Raw genomic sequence first — 16,359 nt, forward strand, 5'->3', positions numbered from 1 at the left:
GCCGTCGGCCGCACTGATCCAGGAATCGCGATATGGAGGCAGGGCATTTTCCAATTGACCGCTTACCTGAGGCTGAACGCCTCGGTTTCCGAAGCCGGGTCGCTCCATAGGAATAAGGTGACTTGAGTTGTGAGAAAGATAACGGCGCACGTTCAGCAGCTGCAGAAAATGTATTCCCTCGACAACGGCAGATTGCAGGGAGAAGCCGGGTGGGAGAAATTTCCCCGGTTCTGGTTCATTCTGTTCCTGTCGTACAGATGCACCCGGAAATGCAGATACTGTTATTCCCTCAACCAAGCCGGGATTGGCAGACAGCGGCTGGAAATGGATGAGGATACATTTGCAGTGTTGCTCGATTGGATTCCCGAAGTCTGGAGGCAGAACAACGTCAAGGTCAACATCGTCAACTTTCTGGGCGGGGAGCCGTTGCTGCGGACGGATCGGATCAAAAAGGTCATGGATGCCGTCTACAGGTATACCGACGGGATGCAGGGGCTGGTCAACACCAACGCCGATCTGGTGGATACGGTGAATTGGGATGATCTCGGATCGATCCAGTGGATGACCACCAACATCGCCGACACCAGCCTGGAAGAGCTGGCGCGACGGATGAACATCATCCAGGAGAGGTCGAATGTGATCAACCAGACCATCGCCGCCACGTTGGACCAGGTCAATCTCGAGCGGGTTGTGGACATCACCCGCTTCGGGATGGAAAATGGCTACCGGTTGCGATTCTACAAGAATCTGTATGCGGAACCGGGAAGAGAATATCATCGAAAATTGTTGAAGAAATATCATCAAGTCGTTGATTTGCTGGAAAACTATGCCGTTCGCGGCTTCGATGTCCATACGACGTTTCTCTTCGACATCTTGATTCCCTCGTGGAACCTTCCCTCCAGTCCCTACCCCTGCGGCAAGCGACTGGCCGTGGTCTTTCCCGATGGAACGATCGGCCCCTGTATCCGTAACCATACGTTTAAAACCGGAACCATACTTGACCCGGACCCGTTGCGCCGCCTGCAGAGCGTAATGTTTCACTATGACGTGACAAGAAACGACCTGCCGGATGATTGCCGGCAATGCGCCTGTAAAACCACCTGCCAGGGTGGATGTCCCAATGACAAAGTATTGTTGACCGGTACCAGCGCCGGCAGATCGATGGCCTGCGAGCTGCACCGGGAGATCATTCCCCGGTTACAGCATCTGGATAGTCTGCAACGGCGGTCCTGACGTTTGTTGTACGCCCCCCGACCTTGCTGAAAAAGGAGAGCATGACTTCGGTACCTGATACGATCACCACCTGGCGGATGCTGCAACCGGAAACCCGCAACAGCGAGACGGGCGAGACGATCCCGGGCGGATTTGAACTGGTTGAACTGCCGGTTCCGGAACTTGCCGCCGGAGAGGTCCTGGTGGAAATCGCCGGCTGTGGCGTCTGCGACACCGATCTCGGCTTTTTCTACGATGGCGTTCCCACCGTCCGCCGTCCGCCGTTGACGCTGGGGCATGAAATTTCCGGCACCGTGGTGGCCGGAGAGCCATCATGGCTTGGCAGGGAGGTACTGGTTGTCGGCAACGGCAGCGGAATCCATGGGGGATATTCCAGCCACATTGCGGTTGCGGCCGCCAACCTCTGTGCGATCACCAACCGTCGCAACATTCCCCTGGAGCACATGGCAGCGGTTGCCGATACCGTCGCCACCGCGTTTCAGGCTGCAAGAAGGGCGTCGATGGCGGTCGGGGACTATGTGATCGTGATCGGGGCAGCGGAGATGGGACCGTTTCTCGTGCAGATGGCCAAGGCCTTCGGGGCGGCAACGGTGATGGTCGTCGACGCCGTTGACACCCGGCTCCACCGGATGCTGACCCGGGGGGCCGATGTCGTGATCAACGCCGCCGGCAAAACGCCGGAGGTGGTGGCCGTCGAGGTGCGGCATTTCAGGGAGTCTCAAGGATTGCCGGCATCCGGGTGGAAGATATTTACGGCCACCGGAACCAGGTCCGGCCGGGAAGCGGCAGCGGCACTTGTCGGCCAGGCTGGAAAACTCGTCCTCGTTGCCTCCGAAACGGCCACGATCGCATCCGTCAGGAGCCGTCTTTCCGTAGTGGATGTCGAGGTCGTCGGCAGCGGGCGATGCCCTTCCGACGACTATCCCCGGGTGGTGGAGATGGTGACCTCGGGCCGGATTGTCCTCAGTCCATTCGTGCAGACCCGCCCCATGAGCTGGATCCGGGAGGTGTTCGCGGCGGCGCGCATGACCCCGCCGGACAAGCACACCATTCTGACTGCCGATGATCTGGGTCTTGAGGATTGTCCGGAGCCCAAGTCCTGCAGGTAATGTGATGATCCGGCGTTTCATCGGTCATCGATCAGCCGCTTTCTGCCACGGTGGATAACGCCGGGTGAATCTGACTGAATCCCAGTATGAAATAAGTATAAACCTCGTAAATTTCCGAGCTGTTGCCTGTTCAATGTTCTGTTTCACTGTGGTCATGGAAGTGCGAACTTCCCGGGGCTCAAGTGCAACTGAATTTCAAAGGAAGGAGGAACAGATGACATGCGGGAAAATTTTGCTTTGCGGGGTACTGATGTCCGGCCTGGCAGGTGCCGAGGCGGTGGCCGCAGATCAAGCAGTGTCGGGTGGGCCGGGTCAACCGGAAAAGGTCGCAAAGATGAGTGGGGCCAGCGGCACGCCGGTCAATTCCGCCATCAGTGGCGGCGCCATCGTGCCGAAGGGGATGTTGTCGAGCGCCTTGAATTTTTCCTATCGGGACAAGGATGATATCGTCGACGATAACGGCAACGGCGCCAGAACGTCCGAGAATGCATTGTACCTGTTGAAATTACGGTACAGCCCGGCTGATCGTTTCGAGATCGCCTTCGTGCCGGGGTACGTCAGCATCGATCGCGATGCCTTTGGCCCGAATGCATCGGACAGCATCGATGGGCAGACCGATTTTGCCCTGTGCGGCACCTATGCCTTTTTTCAGCAGCGGCTCGGTGACCCTTTGAGCGCTGCGGTTTCCCTGGGGGTGAATATGCCCACCGGTCAGGAAGGGGGCGATCATCCGCCCGGCAGCGATGTCTGGTCGTTTATCACTACGTCTTCAACCCCGGATTCGACCTGGGGCTGGAATTCACCGTCGAAAACACCAGCGATTGGGAGCGATACAGCGCTGATATGAACAACGGCGGCACCGAAGTCTATGCCGGTCCGACGGCGAACTATGTCATACCGAAATGGAATATGTGGCTGGGCGCCGGCCTGTTTTTCCCGGTCGTCAGGGAGTATGATATCCCGACGGCGACCGATGACATGCGGGTTGAGGTCAAGCTCGGCAAGGTCTGGAGCTGGTAAGGCCAAAAGGCATGATCTTCCTGCTCAAATGCGTTTGGGCAGGAAGCCTGGTCGTTCGACCAACGAGATGTCGCCTGGCGGGTGGCAGGATCATTTAATGCCGTGCTTGACCGCAAAACGCATCAGCTCCGCCGAACTCTTGAGCCCCAGGGCCTCCATCATGCTGTACTTGTGAAATTCGACCGTCCTGGCCGAGATCCCGAGGAGCACGGCGGCCTCCTTGACCGAAAGGCCTTCGGCAATCAGCTGCAGGACCTCGCGCTGGCGCGTGGTCAGGCGGGCCAGTTCCTCTCCCGGCTCTTCCCCTCTGGGCCGGTTGCGCTGGTAGTTGAGCAGTTCGCCGGCCAGCAACGGGGTGATGTAGGTTCGACCCTTGAGGGCGCTGCTGATGGCGGTTAGCAGTTCCGAAGGGGCCGAATGCTTGAGCACATAGCCGGACGCCCCGGCCTCGAAGGCGCTGGCGGCGTAGGCGACATCGAGGTGCATGGTGAGAAAGACGACGGCGATCCCCTTGTTTTTCTTCTTCAACTGCCGAACCGCCTCGATCCCGTTCAACAGCGGCATCGACACATCCGCCACCACCACGTCCGGCATCAGCCGGTCCGCCGTCTCGAGCAGGGCCCGGCCGTCTTCGACGATCCCCACCAGTTGATAGTCCTGTTCAAGCAGGCCGCGCAGCCCTTCGGCCACCATGCGATGGTCGTCAGCAAGCAGTAGTCTCGGTTTTTTCATGCCCTCTCCTGTGCAAATGGAATCGACAGCGAGATCACCGTTCCATGTCCCGGTTCGGAACTGACGGTGAATTCCCCTTTGACATACTGCACCCGCTCCCGCATGCTGGCCAAACCGATCCCGGGCGTATGACGGGCGCATTTGGGTTCAAAACCGGCGCCGTCATCCTCGATGGCCGCCAGCAGCCGATTGGCCGAGCCTTTGAGGAAGACATCGACGTGCCGGGCATGGGCGTGCTTGGCAATGTTGCGCAGACCTTCCTGGATGACTCGATAGACGCACAAGGCAGCGTCCGGCGATATATCTTCCGGCAGGGCCTCGCAGTGGCAGTTCACCGGGATATCCTCCCGGTCGGAAAAGTTGAGACAGAGCGACTTGACCGCCCGCTCCAGTCCGAGGTCCTTGAGGATCGCCGGGTGCAGTTCCCGGGAGAGGGCGTGGATGTCGTCGGAAAGGTTGATCACCTGCTCCTTGATGTGACCGATCCGGTCCCGCAGCGGGGCCGGTTCGAGCTGCGCCGAATGGAGCTCGAGGGTGCCGGTCTCGATGGCCAGCGCCGCCAGGCGCTGGGCATAATCGTCATGAAACTCACGCGACAACCGGCTCAGTTCTTCTTCCTGGGAGGAGATCAGACGGCCGGCCAGCGTCTGCAGTTCACTCCGGCTGTCCTGCAGGGCGGCCTCGGCCTTTTTGCGCTGCCGCAGGTTGAACACCAGGCCGACGATCAGCAGCGTCTGCAGGACCAGCAGGATGACGACGCCGACGATATACCGTTTGTACAGATCCCAGATCGTGGCCTCGCGAAAGAGGATGGCGCTGTTCTTGGGCAGCAGACTTGCGGCGATGTTATGGCGCCGGAGTTGCCGCCAGTCGTACTGGGTAAGGGTGATGTCGTCGGGGACGATGAAGGGAGGATCGCCCGGGGGCTGGCCGGCCAGGACGCGCCGGGCCATCTCCGCCGCCTTTTTCCCTTCGAGACGCAGGGAAACCAGCGGCCCGCCGATGATGCCGTCACCCATGTAGGATTCATAGAGGCCGAAGATCGGCAGGTCGGTATGGACGGCAATGGATCGCAGCACCATCCGCGGCACGTAACTGCGGCCCTTGCCGTCGACGAAGAGGGTCGAATAGAAAATGATCGCGCCTTGGGGAAGATGTTCACAGCGGGCGAAGATTTCCCCGAGCGACAGACCCGTCAGGTCGATAAATTCCACCTTGGGTTGCCTTGCCTTAAGGGCGTCGCGGAGGGCGACGGATCTGGCATGATCGTTTTCAAAGGCCCCGGAAATCAGGACGACATGCGTGGTGTCGGGCTTGAACCGGAGCGCCGATTCGACCAGATACCGCGACACGGCAGCCGGTTCCAGGATGCCACTGACGTTTTTTTTGAGAGGCGAGGCGAGGATGCGGTCTTTGAGCGACTCGGGGATGGAGCACATGACGACCGGGATGCCGGTGAACAGTTTATCACCGTATTCCATCAGAAAATATGCCGCCGGCACATCGACGCAGATCACCAGATCGATGGTGCCGCCGCCGTAGCGGTTGTGCAGAAGGTTGGCCAACGCGGTGCGCTGCGGGGCATCCCGGAAGCGGGAGAGATCGAGATATTCGGAATAGAGCTGGACCGAGCCACGATTTTACTTGTCCATCCCTTCCGCCAGGCCCCGTTCCACCATCTCGGTGGCCGGGAAATCCCGTGGCTGCGAGTAGAGGACCACCACCTGTTTTTCGCCGGCGCCGCCTGGTTGGGGCTCGGCCGCGAGCACAGCGCTATGGCCGATGATCAATATCGTCACAAGACACAGGACGATATGGACGACATGGCGGGGAAATGACCCTGGTGCTTGTTTTCCAGACATGCTTGGTTGACTCCGGCCGGTGCGGGTTGCCGCTTTGCTGAAATGGTAACTGTATTCTACAGGATAAGGGCGGAAAATGGAAAAAGGTCCAACGACAGGAACAAAGGTGATGACGACGACAAACGCCAGGGAGGGAAACCGGATTGCAGTCCCGGTTTCCCTCGCCGATGGCGCGTTGTGGAGGCTGGTACTTATTCAATCTCTTCCAGGCTCTTGCCGCCGGTCCGCTGGCCCCAGAGCAGCAGCGGGATGATCGGCAGGAAGAACAGGATGGCGACCGAGGTGAAGATCCCGGCAAATCCGTACGCTTGATGGATCATCGGGATCAGCGGCTGCGAGGCGGAGACCGACAGCCGGGCCAGGCCGTTGTGGAAACCGCAGGCGGTGTTGCGCATCCGCGTCGGATAGGACTCGGCGGTATAGGAGAACAGGATGAAGTTCAGGGCCATGTTGAAGACCGTGACGGTGAAGCCGAGAAGGGTCAACATCATCAGGCCTTTCATGCCGCCGAAGGCCAGGGCGGCGATTGCCGCCAGCACGCCGAGGACGGCGAGAGGGGTCTTCCTGCCGCCCATATCGGAAACCAGGGAGTTGAGGAAGCAACCGATCGGCACCCCGATGCTGATGACGGTCATCGCGGTGAGGCTTTCCTTGACCGAGAAGCCGAGCATCTTCAGGAGCTGGGTGGTCCAGGTGGTCAGCAGGAAGCCGGCCGGGGTGATGCAGACGAACAGGAGCATGATCAGCAGGGTCCGACCGACATACTTCCTGGTGAACATGCCGGTCAGCACTTCCATGACCGAGATCTTGGGCTGAACCGATCTGGCGGCCTCGGACAGGTCGATGTCCTTGCCGGTCAGGTAGGTCACGACGTCCTCGGCCTCCTTGACGCGGCCGTGGGCCACCAGCCAGCGCGGCGATTCCTTGAGATACTTGAGGCCAAGCAGAAAGGGGATCACCCCCAGGCCGCCGGCGTAGAAGATCCAGCGCCAGGCGTCTTCGGCCATCGGGATGACCATCCGGCAGATCAGGGCCACCACCGGCACGGCGCAGAAGCCGATCGCCGCCACCCGGCCCTGCCACATGCCGCGGGTCTGGCACGGGGCCATCTCCGCGATATAGGCCTGGGAAGTGACCATCATGCAGAACACGCCGAAGCCGGTCAGGGCCCGGAAAATGGTAAAGACCACAAAACTGTCGGTAAAGCCGGTGATGATCGAGGAAACCGAGAAGATGACGATGGAGATGAGAAAGGTCTTGCGGCGGCCGATGAGATCGGAAATAACCCCGCCCACGAAGCCGCCGGAGGTCATGCCGATGAAGTACCAGAACAGGATGGTGGCGATATCGGTCGGTTTCAGTCCCCATGACTGGGACAGGGCCGGGGCGACGAAGCCGAAGTTCCAGTTGTCGAACTGCTCGAAGAAATAGGCCGCCATGATGATGAAGAACAGCAGCGCATGGATGCCGCGGACGGGGATGCCGTCGAAGTAGTTGTTGACGAATCGGCCTTCCCGCTTCCCCACATCGAGGATGCAGGGGGTCGAATCGTTCAGTTCGAAATCCAGGTCGAGGGCGCAGGGGGCTTGAATTTTTTGCGTGAGTTCCATGTTCACCTCGTGTTGTCGGGTTGTGAGACTGTCGTTGCCTTGTCGGATTCGGCTGAATGCCACATTCGCTGGGGAAGTTTTCACGCCCATCGGCAGATGAACGTTCCCTGCTCATGGCCCCCATTTAAAGAAAAAGCGGCCCCTGCAACAACTCGCAAACTTACGAGGTTTTTCACTTAACATTACGAGGTTGGAGGTCGAATGTACTGGTACGGCAAGGGGGCAGGGCGGGGAAAACACCAACACCCCGGCACGCAGCCGGACGCAAAAGGCAAGCGAGATGATAATCGCCCGACTTCTGCGCCCGGCCGGTGACCAGGGTGGGATGTTGCGCTGCCGTTAGGCAGTTATGTTGGTATTTCAGTCACATCACGGGCAGCAGATCGTCACCCCGGTCTGGAACTTCTTGTCGTTGATGATCAGCTTGACCTTGAACACGCCGTGCAGGCCGAGTTTGCTGATGTGCATCTTGACGTCGCGGTCGTCCTTCTCGAGGAAGGCGCCGGAACACATCGCCAGATGGACCACGGCGGCGGTGTTGATGAAGTAGTTGTGGCTCTCGTCCTCCTTCTCCAGGCAGAGCATCGCCAGGGTGCCCTTCTCGAACCGGCCGTGGAAGACGAAACGGTCCTCGTCCTCCTCGATGAAGATGTTGTGGAAGGAGGGGGGCAGGGCGAACACCTCTTCCGCCTCGGGCACGGTGTCGAACTCCTCGGTCACCTCCAGGCTGCCGAGGACCTGGCCCTCGCCGAGCACCAGGTTGTCGCCGCCGTGGTAGAGCGGCAGCTTCTCGGCCCGGTAGAAGTTGCCCTCGGTCTCCAGCTGGTAGAGGACCACGCCGTCTTTTTCCTCGACGGTGATGGAGCGCAGTTCCACGTTCGGATCCTTCATGTCGAGGAAGGCGCCCAGCGACTTGGAGGCGTAACCGCCCTCGCGACCGATGCCGCCGGAGTGGATCATGTAGTGGCCCTCGCCGTAGTACTCGACGTTGCAGATATAGGCCGAGAAGAACTCCTGGCCGCGCTCCTTGCCGTATTGCCAGACCTGTTCGATCTCCATCTTGTCGGTGTCGATGCGGTAGCGCACCCCGCGCGAGAAGTTGTCGCGGTTGGCGATGTATTTCTCCTTGGTCTTGGCCCGGTACTGGCCGTTGTCGAAGCACATGACATCGCCGTCCGGGCAGACGACGCAGGCATGCTGCTCGTACTGCCAGTCGAATCTGGACAGGTCGCCCACCGGCTTGAAGAAATATTTGTCGACCATCTCCTGCGGCCAGCCTTCCGGGTCGCCGATGATCCAGTTGAGGTCGCCGGTCTCGTAGTCGAGATTGATCACCGCGTCCCGATGCCGGCCGGACAGGGTCAGGCTGTGGGTCCGCTTGTCGTACCAGACGGCGTTGTTGTGGAACCAGTCATGGGCATCCTGCGAGCCGGAGCCGCCGACGTTCATCGGCAGCACCTTGCGGTAGTCCCAGGTCTTGAGGATGGCGCCGGTGTTGCGGTCGAGCAGCACGCACATGTCCTCGACCGTGTCGCGGCTGAAATCCTGGGTCAGGGCGAGGATATTGCCGTCCTCCATCTCGAAGTGATCGTGGTGGTAGTTGCCCGGCATCCGGTATTCCTTGTAGATCTTGCCGAGCAGATTGATCTCGATCAGACCGGTGCAGTTGTAGGGCATGTGGCAGAAACGACTGGAACCGGTGACGATGTTGCCGTTTTTGACCCGCTTGATGTCGAACATGGTGTTCTCGGTCAGCAGCCAGCGGATGTCGCCCTTGTAGTCGTAGGCAGTGGGCAGGTTCTTGCCGGCCGGGGTGAGGAACATGATGTTGTCGCCGAGATAATCGAGCGTGGCCTGGACGTTGAGGCAGCGGCAGACATCCTCGGGCAGCTTGCCGGTCTGAATAGTCAGGGTGGTGCTGCTGCCGTCGGGCAGGGACACGGTCACCGTGTTGGCGAAGTCCTCGTACAGGCCGAGTACCGGCAGGACATGGTCGGTGGCGCTAGCGAAGGTGTGGCTGATGTTCTCCCGCTCGTAGCGCTTGCCGTGGACGGTGAGGGTCGGGGCCACGGCGCTGGGGGTGGTGAACATCACCAGGGCGCAGAGGGGGTTGATCAGGTAAGGGTTGACCACCACCTTGGGGGCGGCGAAGTTCGGCTTCTCGGCGGCGAATGCGGCGAGAAATTCCTTTTCCGCCTGGTTCTGGCGGGTGATGAGATGGTCCTGGCTGATATAGCGAACTTTGTTGCTCATGGTTTCCTCCCTGTCAGGTAAGTGCGTCGATCGCACCGATGATGGCGGGTTTCTGCTTCAGTCCTTCGAGCCGGCTGACCTCCCGGCCGTCCTTGAAGAACAGCATGGTGGGGAAGCCCTTGACCCCGAGCTGTTCCTTCAGTTCCCGGTTTTCGTCGAAATCGATGATGTAGATCGGAAACTCCGGTTTCTGCTTGCTGATATCCTTCAGCACGAAGGACAGCATCTTGCAGGGACCGCAGGTCTTGGAATAGAACTCGATCAGTTTCGGTTCCGCCTGGTTCAACGACTCGTATTCTTGTTCGGTAATCTCGGTAATCATCTGGTTTCCCCCTGATTATCTATTTGATTCAACGTAGTTGGCGGCACTGTTGGCGGCGACGGCGCCGTCCGAGCAGGCGGTGACGATCTGCCGCAGGTGCTTGACGGTGATGTCGCCGGCGCCGAAGATCCCGGGGACCGAGGTCCGCATGTGCGAGTCGGTCTGGATGCAGCCGGTGCGATCGACGATGCCGAGCCGGGCGAAGGCCTGGGACGAGGCCTGAAAACCGATGTACTCGAAGACGCCGTCGCAGGTCACATAGCGCTCGGTCGCATCTTCTTTGGTCGACTTGAAGCGCACCCCGGTGAGGCGGTCGGTGCCGGTGAACTCCAGGACATCCTGGTAGGGGTAGATGGTGACGGTGGGCAACCGGCGCAGCTGGTCGCAGGCCTTGGGGTCGGCGGTGAGGTCGAACATGGTGACGATGGTCAGCTTGGTGCAGATGCCGGCGAGGTAGATCGACTCTTCGACCGCCGAGTTGCCGCCGCCGATGACCACGACCTCCTTGCCGCAGTACTGGGCACCGTCGCAGATCGCACACCAGCTGATGCCGGAGGCGGCCCAGGTGTCCTCGCCGGGGACGCCGAGCCGGCGGGGCACGGTGCCGGTGGCGAGGATGACCGCCTTTGCCTTGTAGACGGTGTCGTCCTCTTCGCAGGTGATGGTCTTCCACAGGCCGCCGTCGGTGATGTCGATGACGGTCTTGTAGTCGAACTCGACCCCCAGTTCCTGGGTATGTTCGAACATCCTGATGGCGAGGTCGGCGCCGCTCAGCTTGCCGGCGCCGGTATAGTTTTCGACCTCGTTGGTGTTGATCATCTGGCCGCCCGGTGACAACCGGTCGAGCATCAGCACCTTCATGTTGGCCCGGATCGCATAGATGGCCGCGGTCATGCCGGCCGGTCCGGCCCCGACAATGACGATATCGTATGTTTTTTCCATTGACTGCCTCCCTGACCGCCTGCCGCGGTCAAAATATTGTGGAATGAAACGAACCGTTAAAAAAGATCCCACTCGTTTCGAGCGCCCTGTACCGGAATGAGAATTTTTTCAGCGGAGTCCGACTTCCATTTCGATGGCGATTGCTCCGGCGGCAGATGAACGCCGGTCATGCTCATAGGGCGATTAAATAAAAAACCGGGCCTCGGAACAACTCGGAAACTTACGAGGTTTTGCGTTTAAATTTTCGAGGAGGGGGAAAAATGATCGTCAGGCACTGGGCCAATCGGCAATGCCTGCCATTGTGGGAATTGGGGGTAAAGAGAACTGAAGCTGTTCGAATGCGGCGGTGCACTCGTGGCCTCCTGACGCGATACTGGCGGCGATCGGAAACAAGTGCGGGGAAGGGAGGTCTGGCGGATCCATCGGTGCGGCCGCAACGCTCGTGCGGCGCCCCGCCCGGTCAGATCTTGATTTTCATTTTTCTGATGAAAAAATCGGCGCCGATGCCGATGGCGAAGGCCCAGCCCATGTTCGGCACGACCAGGGCGATGCCGGCGATCAGCAGGGCAACGAAATATTCCTCGTTGGTCTTCAGGCTGCGCAGCAGCGGACAGAGTTCCAGGCCGGCGAACACCAGCAGCACCCCCAGGACCGACTGGGGGATGAGCGCCAGCAGGGTGAATCCCAGGTCTCCCAGCACCAGGGCGACGACGACGAAAAACAGGCCGATCATGATCGGGGCGCCGCCGGTCCGGGCGCCAAAGCGGAAATGGGCCGCCAGTCCCCCGGTGCCATGGCACATCGGTACCGCTCCGAAGAATCCGGCCGGGAGATTCATGATCCCCATCGAGAAGGCGAATTTTCCCGCCTTGGCCTTGCTCAACTGCGAGTTGCCGGTGAACAGGCTGGTGCAGGTCTCTGCCGTGCCGACGCAGGCATTGCCGATGGTCAGCGGAATCTGGGGCAGGATCAGCATGATGAAGGCGGTCCAGAAATCGGCCAGCGTCGGGTGGATGAGGTGCATGTCCGTTGGACCGAGGGTCAGGGAGCGACCGGAGAGTCCGCCCAGGGCGATCCCCGAGACGATGCCGACAGCCAGGGCGGCCAGGGCGGCCGGGAACCGTTTGTTGTCGAGGAGAAGCAGAACCATGCAGAAGACCGCGACGCCGATCATCATGTTGACCGGAAGCCCGCTCAGTCTACCGGAAATTCCGGACATGAACAGGTCCTTGTCGATGATCAGTTCGATGCCTTTCTTGAGGAAGATCAGCCCCAGGGTCAGTTGGATGCCCCGCACCACCGCCTGGGAGAAGAGCCTGGCCAGCTGGTCGACCATGCCGGTCAGGGAGAGGGCGAGCAGGATGACCCCGAAAATGATCCCCGAGGCGCCGATCACCGATTCGGTGATGACCGCCGGGTAGGCGATGGCGATGGCGCCCACGGCCTTCAGCGGCTGCACCGGAATCGGCAGGCGATAGTAGTAGCCGGCCATCAGGTAAAACAGGCCGAAGCCGAGGAACACCGTCGAGGGGCTCAGCTTGTTGATCAGGATCATGGCCACGACGATAGGCAGCAGCGTCCCCAGATCGCCGAAGGCCCCGGAAAGTTCGACCCTGTCGAACCGCAGGGCGGTTGTCTCGGTGGCAGCGTTGGCCAAATCGGCAGGCGGGGCGGGCTTCTCCGTCTGCCGATCCCTCTGTTGCTCTGTCGTCGTGTTCATCGGCACCTCCCGGGCAAACTCCAATTTCACCCCCGAATGCGCGGCCCAACCCGGAACCGGCGGGCATCCCTGCGAATTCGGCATGGATGCAGGCGCAGGGCGATGGGGAATGTATTGCTAACACGATTAAAATAATAATCGTGTTACAACACTCTTACCGTGATTGAGGCGGGTTTGTCAAGTTTTTGCGGAAACAATAGACACGTCAGATCGGGGTTGTCCTTGCCCCTGTCTCGCCGGCCCGGCGGTGATTGGTCGATCGTTGCCGTCGCTGTGCCGCCGTTATTTTCTGCCGCCGACCTCGAGGGAAAGGCGGAGTACAGGGGCACGGATCGGCCCTCATGCCTGATCGGAGCGGTGGCAGGGGGAATGACGAGAGTTGGCCGGTGGCGTCGGAACAGACGGCCACCGGCCCGGGAAGGTGGGGAAGGGGTCAGATGCCGTTGAGCAGGCCGGTCCGTTCGAAATAATCGATCGCCTGCCACAGATCTTCCTGGGAATGCGGTTCGAGGGTGATGACCGGGTGGCAGTTCCGCTCATTCAGGAACTGGAAGAGGCCGGGAAAATCGAAGCTGCCGAGCCCCGGGGCGAGATGCCGATCCTTGTCGCCCGCGTTGTCGTGGAGATGCAGCTGGCCGAGCCAGGGCAGCAGCGTCGGCAGCCAGTCCTGCCAGGAGCCCCGGGCGAAGGCGGCGACATGGCCGACATCGAGGCAGAAGCCGATCGCCGGATGCTGCAGCTCGGTCAGGACCAGCCGGTGCACTTCGGGGGTGGTCTCGTAGGTATTTTCGAGCATGATCCGCGCCCCGACGGCCGCCGCCTGTTCCACCAGCTGGCGCCAGGTGGCGAGGGATTGAGCCAGCCAGCGGTCGAAGAAATAGCCGTGCTTGTTTTCCTCGAACTGCAGGTGGCAGACAATCGAGCGCGGCTGGAAGACCGCTGCCAGTTCGATCGCCCGCCGCAACTTGTCCCGGCTTTTCTCGAGGATATACGGGTCGAGGGAACCGGGGGCGAGATCGATGAAGGGGGCATGCAGCGTGCACTGCAGGCCCCGGTCGGCGAGCAGTTTCTGGATCCTTTTGAACTCGCCGATATCCTCGTCGTAGAGGCAGGTCCCCTCGAGGCCGATCTCGGGCTGCAGACGGTTTTCGAGAACGAAGTCCAGCAGCCTGTCCTTCAGGTCGTACCATGGGGCGTTGACGAAACAGCCCTGGAGCACGCTCGTGCGCGGAGGCATCGGTTCAGCCTTCCGAGAGGGGGCGGGACAGGACCGCCTCCTTGAAGGCATCGAGGCCGATCCGTTCGATGAAGCGGGAAGTCCGCTCTTTTTTCTTCCCGTGTTCGGCGTAGAAGTCGATGCAACGGTTGATCAGGGTGATCACCTCCTCGGTGCCGATCTCTTCGGCCAGGATATCGCCGACCCGGGCCTGCTTGCCGGAATTGCCGCCGAAGGAGACGTTCCAGCCTTTTTTCCTCCCCGTCACGCCGATATCGCGGACCAGCCCCTCGGCACAGGTAAAGGGGCAGCCGGAGACTCCGACCTTGAGTTTGGCGGGCGTTTCCCGGCCGGCCAGCATTGCTTCGAGTTTGATGCCGAAGCCGAGGGAATCCTGGATGCCGAACTTGCAGACCTCGGTGCCGGGGCAGGCCTGGACGTAGTGGAGGCAGAGCTCGGTGGCCTTGCCGGGGTCCATCCCCAGGTCGGCATAGATGGCGTTGATCTGGTCGGCCTTCATGCCGACCAGGGCAATGCGGTGGCCGGAGGTCAGCTTGACGATCGGGATGTCGTATTTTTCCACGACCGTCGCCAGGTTCCGCAACTTTTCCTTGGTCAGCAGGCCGCAGGGGATGCGGGGAACGATGGCGTAGGTCTCTTTGTCGCGCTGCAGGATCGCTCCCTTGGGGGCTTCTTCCGTAGACATGGATATTTCTCCTTTGTATCGTATCGATAAGGTAGTGACAATGGGTGACTGGTATCATTGTGCATATACTACCAGATTTTGCTGTCAATGCATCGCCGATTTGAGTTGCGGGCGATCTTGCCGGGGCACGGCCGTATACGAGCGCCGATGTGCCGGCCAGGGACCTTCGAGGGCGGGAGGGGGATCCGCGCCGTGCTCAGCCGAGGTTGCCGGTCTATCGCCGGTTTTTCGGGTCGGCCCTGCCGCCGGTGGGTTTTCGCCGCAGCAGTCGGGTGAGGATGCCCTCCAGTTCGTCCCGGTTGATCGGTTTGCTGAGATAGTCGTCCATCCCGGATCGAAGGCATTTGTCACGGTCCTGGGTCCGGGCATGGGCCGTCAGGGCGACGATCGGCACCTCGGATTGTCGGCCGGGAAGCATCCGGATCCTTCTGGTAGCCTGAAATCCGTCGAGTTCCGGCATCTGCAGGTCCATCAGCACCAGATCGAACGGACCGGAATCATAGATCGCGGCGAGGGCCGCGGCGCCGTTGGCGACAGCGATGACCTGGACCCCGAGCTGGTTGAGCAGGGTGGTCGCCAGCATCTGGTTGATCGGCTCGTCTTCGGCGAGGAGGACCCTCCTGCCGGACAGGCTCGTGCCCTCCGCTGCCGGAGCGGCGGCGGTGTCGGCCAGGCGTTCCCGAGCTTTACAGGCGTCGGCGGTCTTTTTCAGGGCGCAGATGAACCAGAAGCTGGAGCCGCGGCCCGGGCTGCTCTCGACGTAGATCTTGCTGCCCATCAGCGATGCCAGCTGTGAGGAGATCGCCAGTCCGAGACCGGTGCCTCCGTATTTGCGCGTCGTCGAGGTGTCGGCCTGGTTGAACGATTCGAAGATCAGGTGCTGTTTTTCGGCCGGGATGCCGATCCCGGTGTCGATGACGTTGAATCGCAGGCAGATCTCGTCCTCGGCGGTGGCGGTCATCGGCACGACCTCCAGCCGCACCTCGCCCTTGTCGGTGAACTTGATGGCGTTGTTGAGCAGATTGATCAGGATCTGGGTCAGCCGGTTGGGATCGCCATGGACCCATTGGGGCACCGTCTCATCGATGTGGAAGGAGAGGACGAGATCCTTCTGGAGGGCCGGCAGATCGAGCATGTGGATGGACTCTTCCAGGGTCTCGCGGAGGTTGAAATCGACCGGGTCGAGCTGGAGCTTGCCGGATTCGATCTTGGAAAAGTCGAGAATGTCGTTGATGACCTTGAGGAGCCTGGCCGCCGACTGCTGCACCATTTCGAGATAATGCCTCTGGTCCGGGCTGAGGTCGGTGGCCAGCATCAGGTCGGTCATGCCGATGATGCCGTTCATCGGGGTGCGGATCTCATGGCTCATGTTGGCGAGGAAATCGCTCTTGGCGGAGTTGGCCATCTCCGCCTCCCGGCGGGCGATCGACATCTCTTCCCTCAGCTTCTGCTCGTTTCTGGCCCGCTGATCGAGTTCGCCGAGGATGGTGTCAAGGTTTGCGAACTGCTTGGCGACCAGTTCGGCGGTGATCGCCGCCGCCTCCCGCGCCACCCGCAGCTCGTTGAAAAGGGCCGTGTTTTCCTCGCGCAGCCGCTGGATGATCTGGTCGCTGTCCTGGTCGCTCATCGCTGGC

At 60.7% G+C, this 16,359-nt stretch carries 15 protein-coding genes; 4 read left to right on the forward strand and 11 right to left on the reverse strand.

Annotation, left to right across the window (positions count from 1 at the left end):
• Positions 1-129 precede the first annotated feature (129 nt).
• The 4 genes from ACWGKN_RS05420 (at position 130) to ACWGKN_RS05435 (ending at position 3,362) form a co-directional block, all read left to right on the forward strand.
• Positions 130-1,233, forward strand: coding sequence for an SPASM domain-containing protein (locus tag ACWGKN_RS05420; protein WP_452094835.1), 1,104 nt, complete (start codon positions 130-132; stop codon positions 1,231-1,233).
• A gap of 41 nt (positions 1,234-1,274) precedes the next feature.
• Positions 1,275-2,342, forward strand: a complete 1,068-nt coding sequence (locus ACWGKN_RS05425; protein ID WP_452094836.1) for a zinc-binding dehydrogenase — start codon at positions 1,275-1,277, stop codon at positions 2,340-2,342.
• Positions 2,343-2,496: 154 nt separating this feature from the next.
• Positions 2,497-3,189, forward strand: coding sequence for a hypothetical protein (locus ACWGKN_RS05430; protein WP_452094837.1), 693 nt, complete (start codon positions 2,497-2,499; stop codon positions 3,187-3,189).
• Positions 3,186-3,362, forward strand: a complete 177-nt coding sequence (locus ACWGKN_RS05435) for a hypothetical protein (RefSeq protein WP_424255007.1) — start codon at positions 3,186-3,188, stop codon at positions 3,360-3,362. The genes ACWGKN_RS05430 and ACWGKN_RS05435 overlap by 4 nt, the downstream gene beginning before the upstream one ends.
• A gap of 90 nt (positions 3,363-3,452) precedes the next feature.
• Here ACWGKN_RS05435 and ACWGKN_RS05440 read toward each other — a convergent pair whose 3' ends face one another.
• The 11 genes from ACWGKN_RS05440 to ACWGKN_RS05490 all read right to left on the reverse strand — a co-directional run bounded on the left by ACWGKN_RS05440 (position 3,453) and on the right by ACWGKN_RS05490 (position 16,352).
• The gene (locus ACWGKN_RS05440) at positions 3,453-4,094 is read right to left on the reverse strand and encodes a response regulator (protein ID WP_452094838.1); all 642 of its coding nucleotides are present in this window, start codon (positions 4,092-4,094) and stop codon (positions 3,453-3,455) included.
• Positions 4,091-5,659 (reverse strand): sensor histidine kinase, encoded by a 1,569-nt coding sequence (locus ACWGKN_RS05445; RefSeq protein WP_452094839.1) that lies wholly within the window; start codon positions 5,657-5,659, stop codon positions 4,091-4,093. The genes ACWGKN_RS05440 and ACWGKN_RS05445 overlap by 4 nt, the downstream gene beginning before the upstream one ends.
• A gap of 75 nt (positions 5,660-5,734) precedes the next feature.
• Positions 5,735-5,956, reverse strand: a complete 222-nt coding sequence (locus ACWGKN_RS05450; RefSeq protein WP_452094840.1) for a hypothetical protein — start codon at positions 5,954-5,956, stop codon at positions 5,735-5,737.
• A gap of 191 nt (positions 5,957-6,147) precedes the next feature.
• Positions 6,148-7,566, reverse strand: a complete 1,419-nt coding sequence (locus ACWGKN_RS05455) for an MFS transporter (RefSeq protein ID WP_452094841.1) — start codon at positions 7,564-7,566, stop codon at positions 6,148-6,150.
• Positions 7,567-7,935: 369 nt separating this feature from the next.
• Entirely contained in the window at positions 7,936-9,819 is a 1,884-nt protein-coding gene (locus ACWGKN_RS05460) for an aryl-sulfate sulfotransferase (RefSeq protein WP_424255016.1), read from the reverse strand.
• A 13-nt stretch (positions 9,820-9,832) separates the two neighbouring features.
• The gene (locus ACWGKN_RS05465) at positions 9,833-10,141 is read right to left on the reverse strand and encodes a thioredoxin family protein (protein WP_035227964.1); all 309 of its coding nucleotides are present in this window, start codon (positions 10,139-10,141) and stop codon (positions 9,833-9,835) included.
• A 15-nt stretch (positions 10,142-10,156) separates the two neighbouring features.
• The gene (locus ACWGKN_RS05470) at positions 10,157-11,083 is read right to left on the reverse strand and encodes an NAD(P)/FAD-dependent oxidoreductase (protein ID WP_035227962.1); all 927 of its coding nucleotides are present in this window, start codon (positions 11,081-11,083) and stop codon (positions 10,157-10,159) included.
• A 460-nt stretch (positions 11,084-11,543) separates the two neighbouring features.
• Positions 11,544-12,803 (reverse strand): putative sulfate/molybdate transporter, encoded by a 1,260-nt coding sequence (locus ACWGKN_RS05475; protein ID WP_424255019.1) that lies wholly within the window; start codon positions 12,801-12,803, stop codon positions 11,544-11,546.
• A gap of 433 nt (positions 12,804-13,236) precedes the next feature.
• Positions 13,237-14,040, reverse strand: a complete 804-nt coding sequence (locus tag ACWGKN_RS05480) for a sugar phosphate isomerase/epimerase family protein (RefSeq protein ID WP_052159786.1) — start codon at positions 14,038-14,040, stop codon at positions 13,237-13,239.
• Positions 14,041-14,044: 4 nt separating this feature from the next.
• Positions 14,045-14,725 (reverse strand): nitrite/sulfite reductase domain-containing protein, encoded by a 681-nt coding sequence (locus ACWGKN_RS05485; protein ID WP_035227961.1) that lies wholly within the window; start codon positions 14,723-14,725, stop codon positions 14,045-14,047.
• Positions 14,726-14,939: 214 nt separating this feature from the next.
• Positions 14,940-16,352 carry an ATP-binding protein gene (locus ACWGKN_RS05490; RefSeq protein ID WP_424255022.1) on the reverse strand — a complete coding sequence of 471 codons (1,413 nt, stop codon included), beginning with the start codon at positions 16,350-16,352 and terminating at the stop codon, positions 14,940-14,942.
• Positions 16,353-16,359: the final 7 nt, after the last annotated feature.

The organism is Desulfoprunum sp., assembly GCF_053613775.1.

Coding starts and splice junctions, on each gene's coding strand:
- ACWGKN_RS05425 (WP_452094836.1), top strand. CDS start 1,275: ATGACTTCGGTACCTGATACGATCACCACCTGGCGGATGCTGCAACCG.
- ACWGKN_RS05430 (WP_452094837.1), top strand. CDS start 2,497: ATGGAAGTGCGAACTTCCCGGGGCTCAAGTGCAACTGAATTTCAAAGG.
- ACWGKN_RS05435 (WP_424255007.1), top strand. CDS start 3,186: ATGAACAACGGCGGCACCGAAGTCTATGCCGGTCCGACGGCGAACTAT.
- ACWGKN_RS05440 (WP_452094838.1), bottom strand. CDS start 4,094: ATGAAAAAACCGAGACTACTGCTTGCTGACGACCATCGCATGGTGGCC.
- ACWGKN_RS05450 (WP_452094840.1), bottom strand. CDS start 5,956: ATGTCTGGAAAACAAGCACCAGGGTCATTTCCCCGCCATGTCGTCCAT.
- ACWGKN_RS05455 (WP_452094841.1), bottom strand. CDS start 7,566: ATGGAACTCACGCAAAAAATTCAAGCCCCCTGCGCCCTCGACCTGGAT.
- ACWGKN_RS05460 (WP_424255016.1), bottom strand. CDS start 9,819: ATGAGCAACAAAGTTCGCTATATCAGCCAGGACCATCTCATCACCCGC.
- ACWGKN_RS05465 (WP_035227964.1), bottom strand. CDS start 10,141: ATGATTACCGAGATTACCGAACAAGAATACGAGTCGTTGAACCAGGCG.
- ACWGKN_RS05470 (WP_035227962.1), bottom strand. CDS start 11,083: ATGGAAAAAACATACGATATCGTCATTGTCGGGGCCGGACCGGCCGGC.
- ACWGKN_RS05475 (WP_424255019.1), bottom strand. CDS start 12,803: ATGAACACGACGACAGAGCAACAGAGGGATCGGCAGACGGAGAAGCCC.
- ACWGKN_RS05480 (WP_052159786.1), bottom strand. CDS start 14,040: ATGCCTCCGCGCACGAGCGTGCTCCAGGGCTGTTTCGTCAACGCCCCA.
- ACWGKN_RS05485 (WP_035227961.1), bottom strand. CDS start 14,725: ATGTCTACGGAAGAAGCCCCCAAGGGAGCGATCCTGCAGCGCGACAAA.
- ACWGKN_RS05490 (WP_424255022.1), bottom strand. CDS start 16,352: ATGAGCGACCAGGACAGCGACCAGATCATCCAGCGGCTGCGCGAGGAA.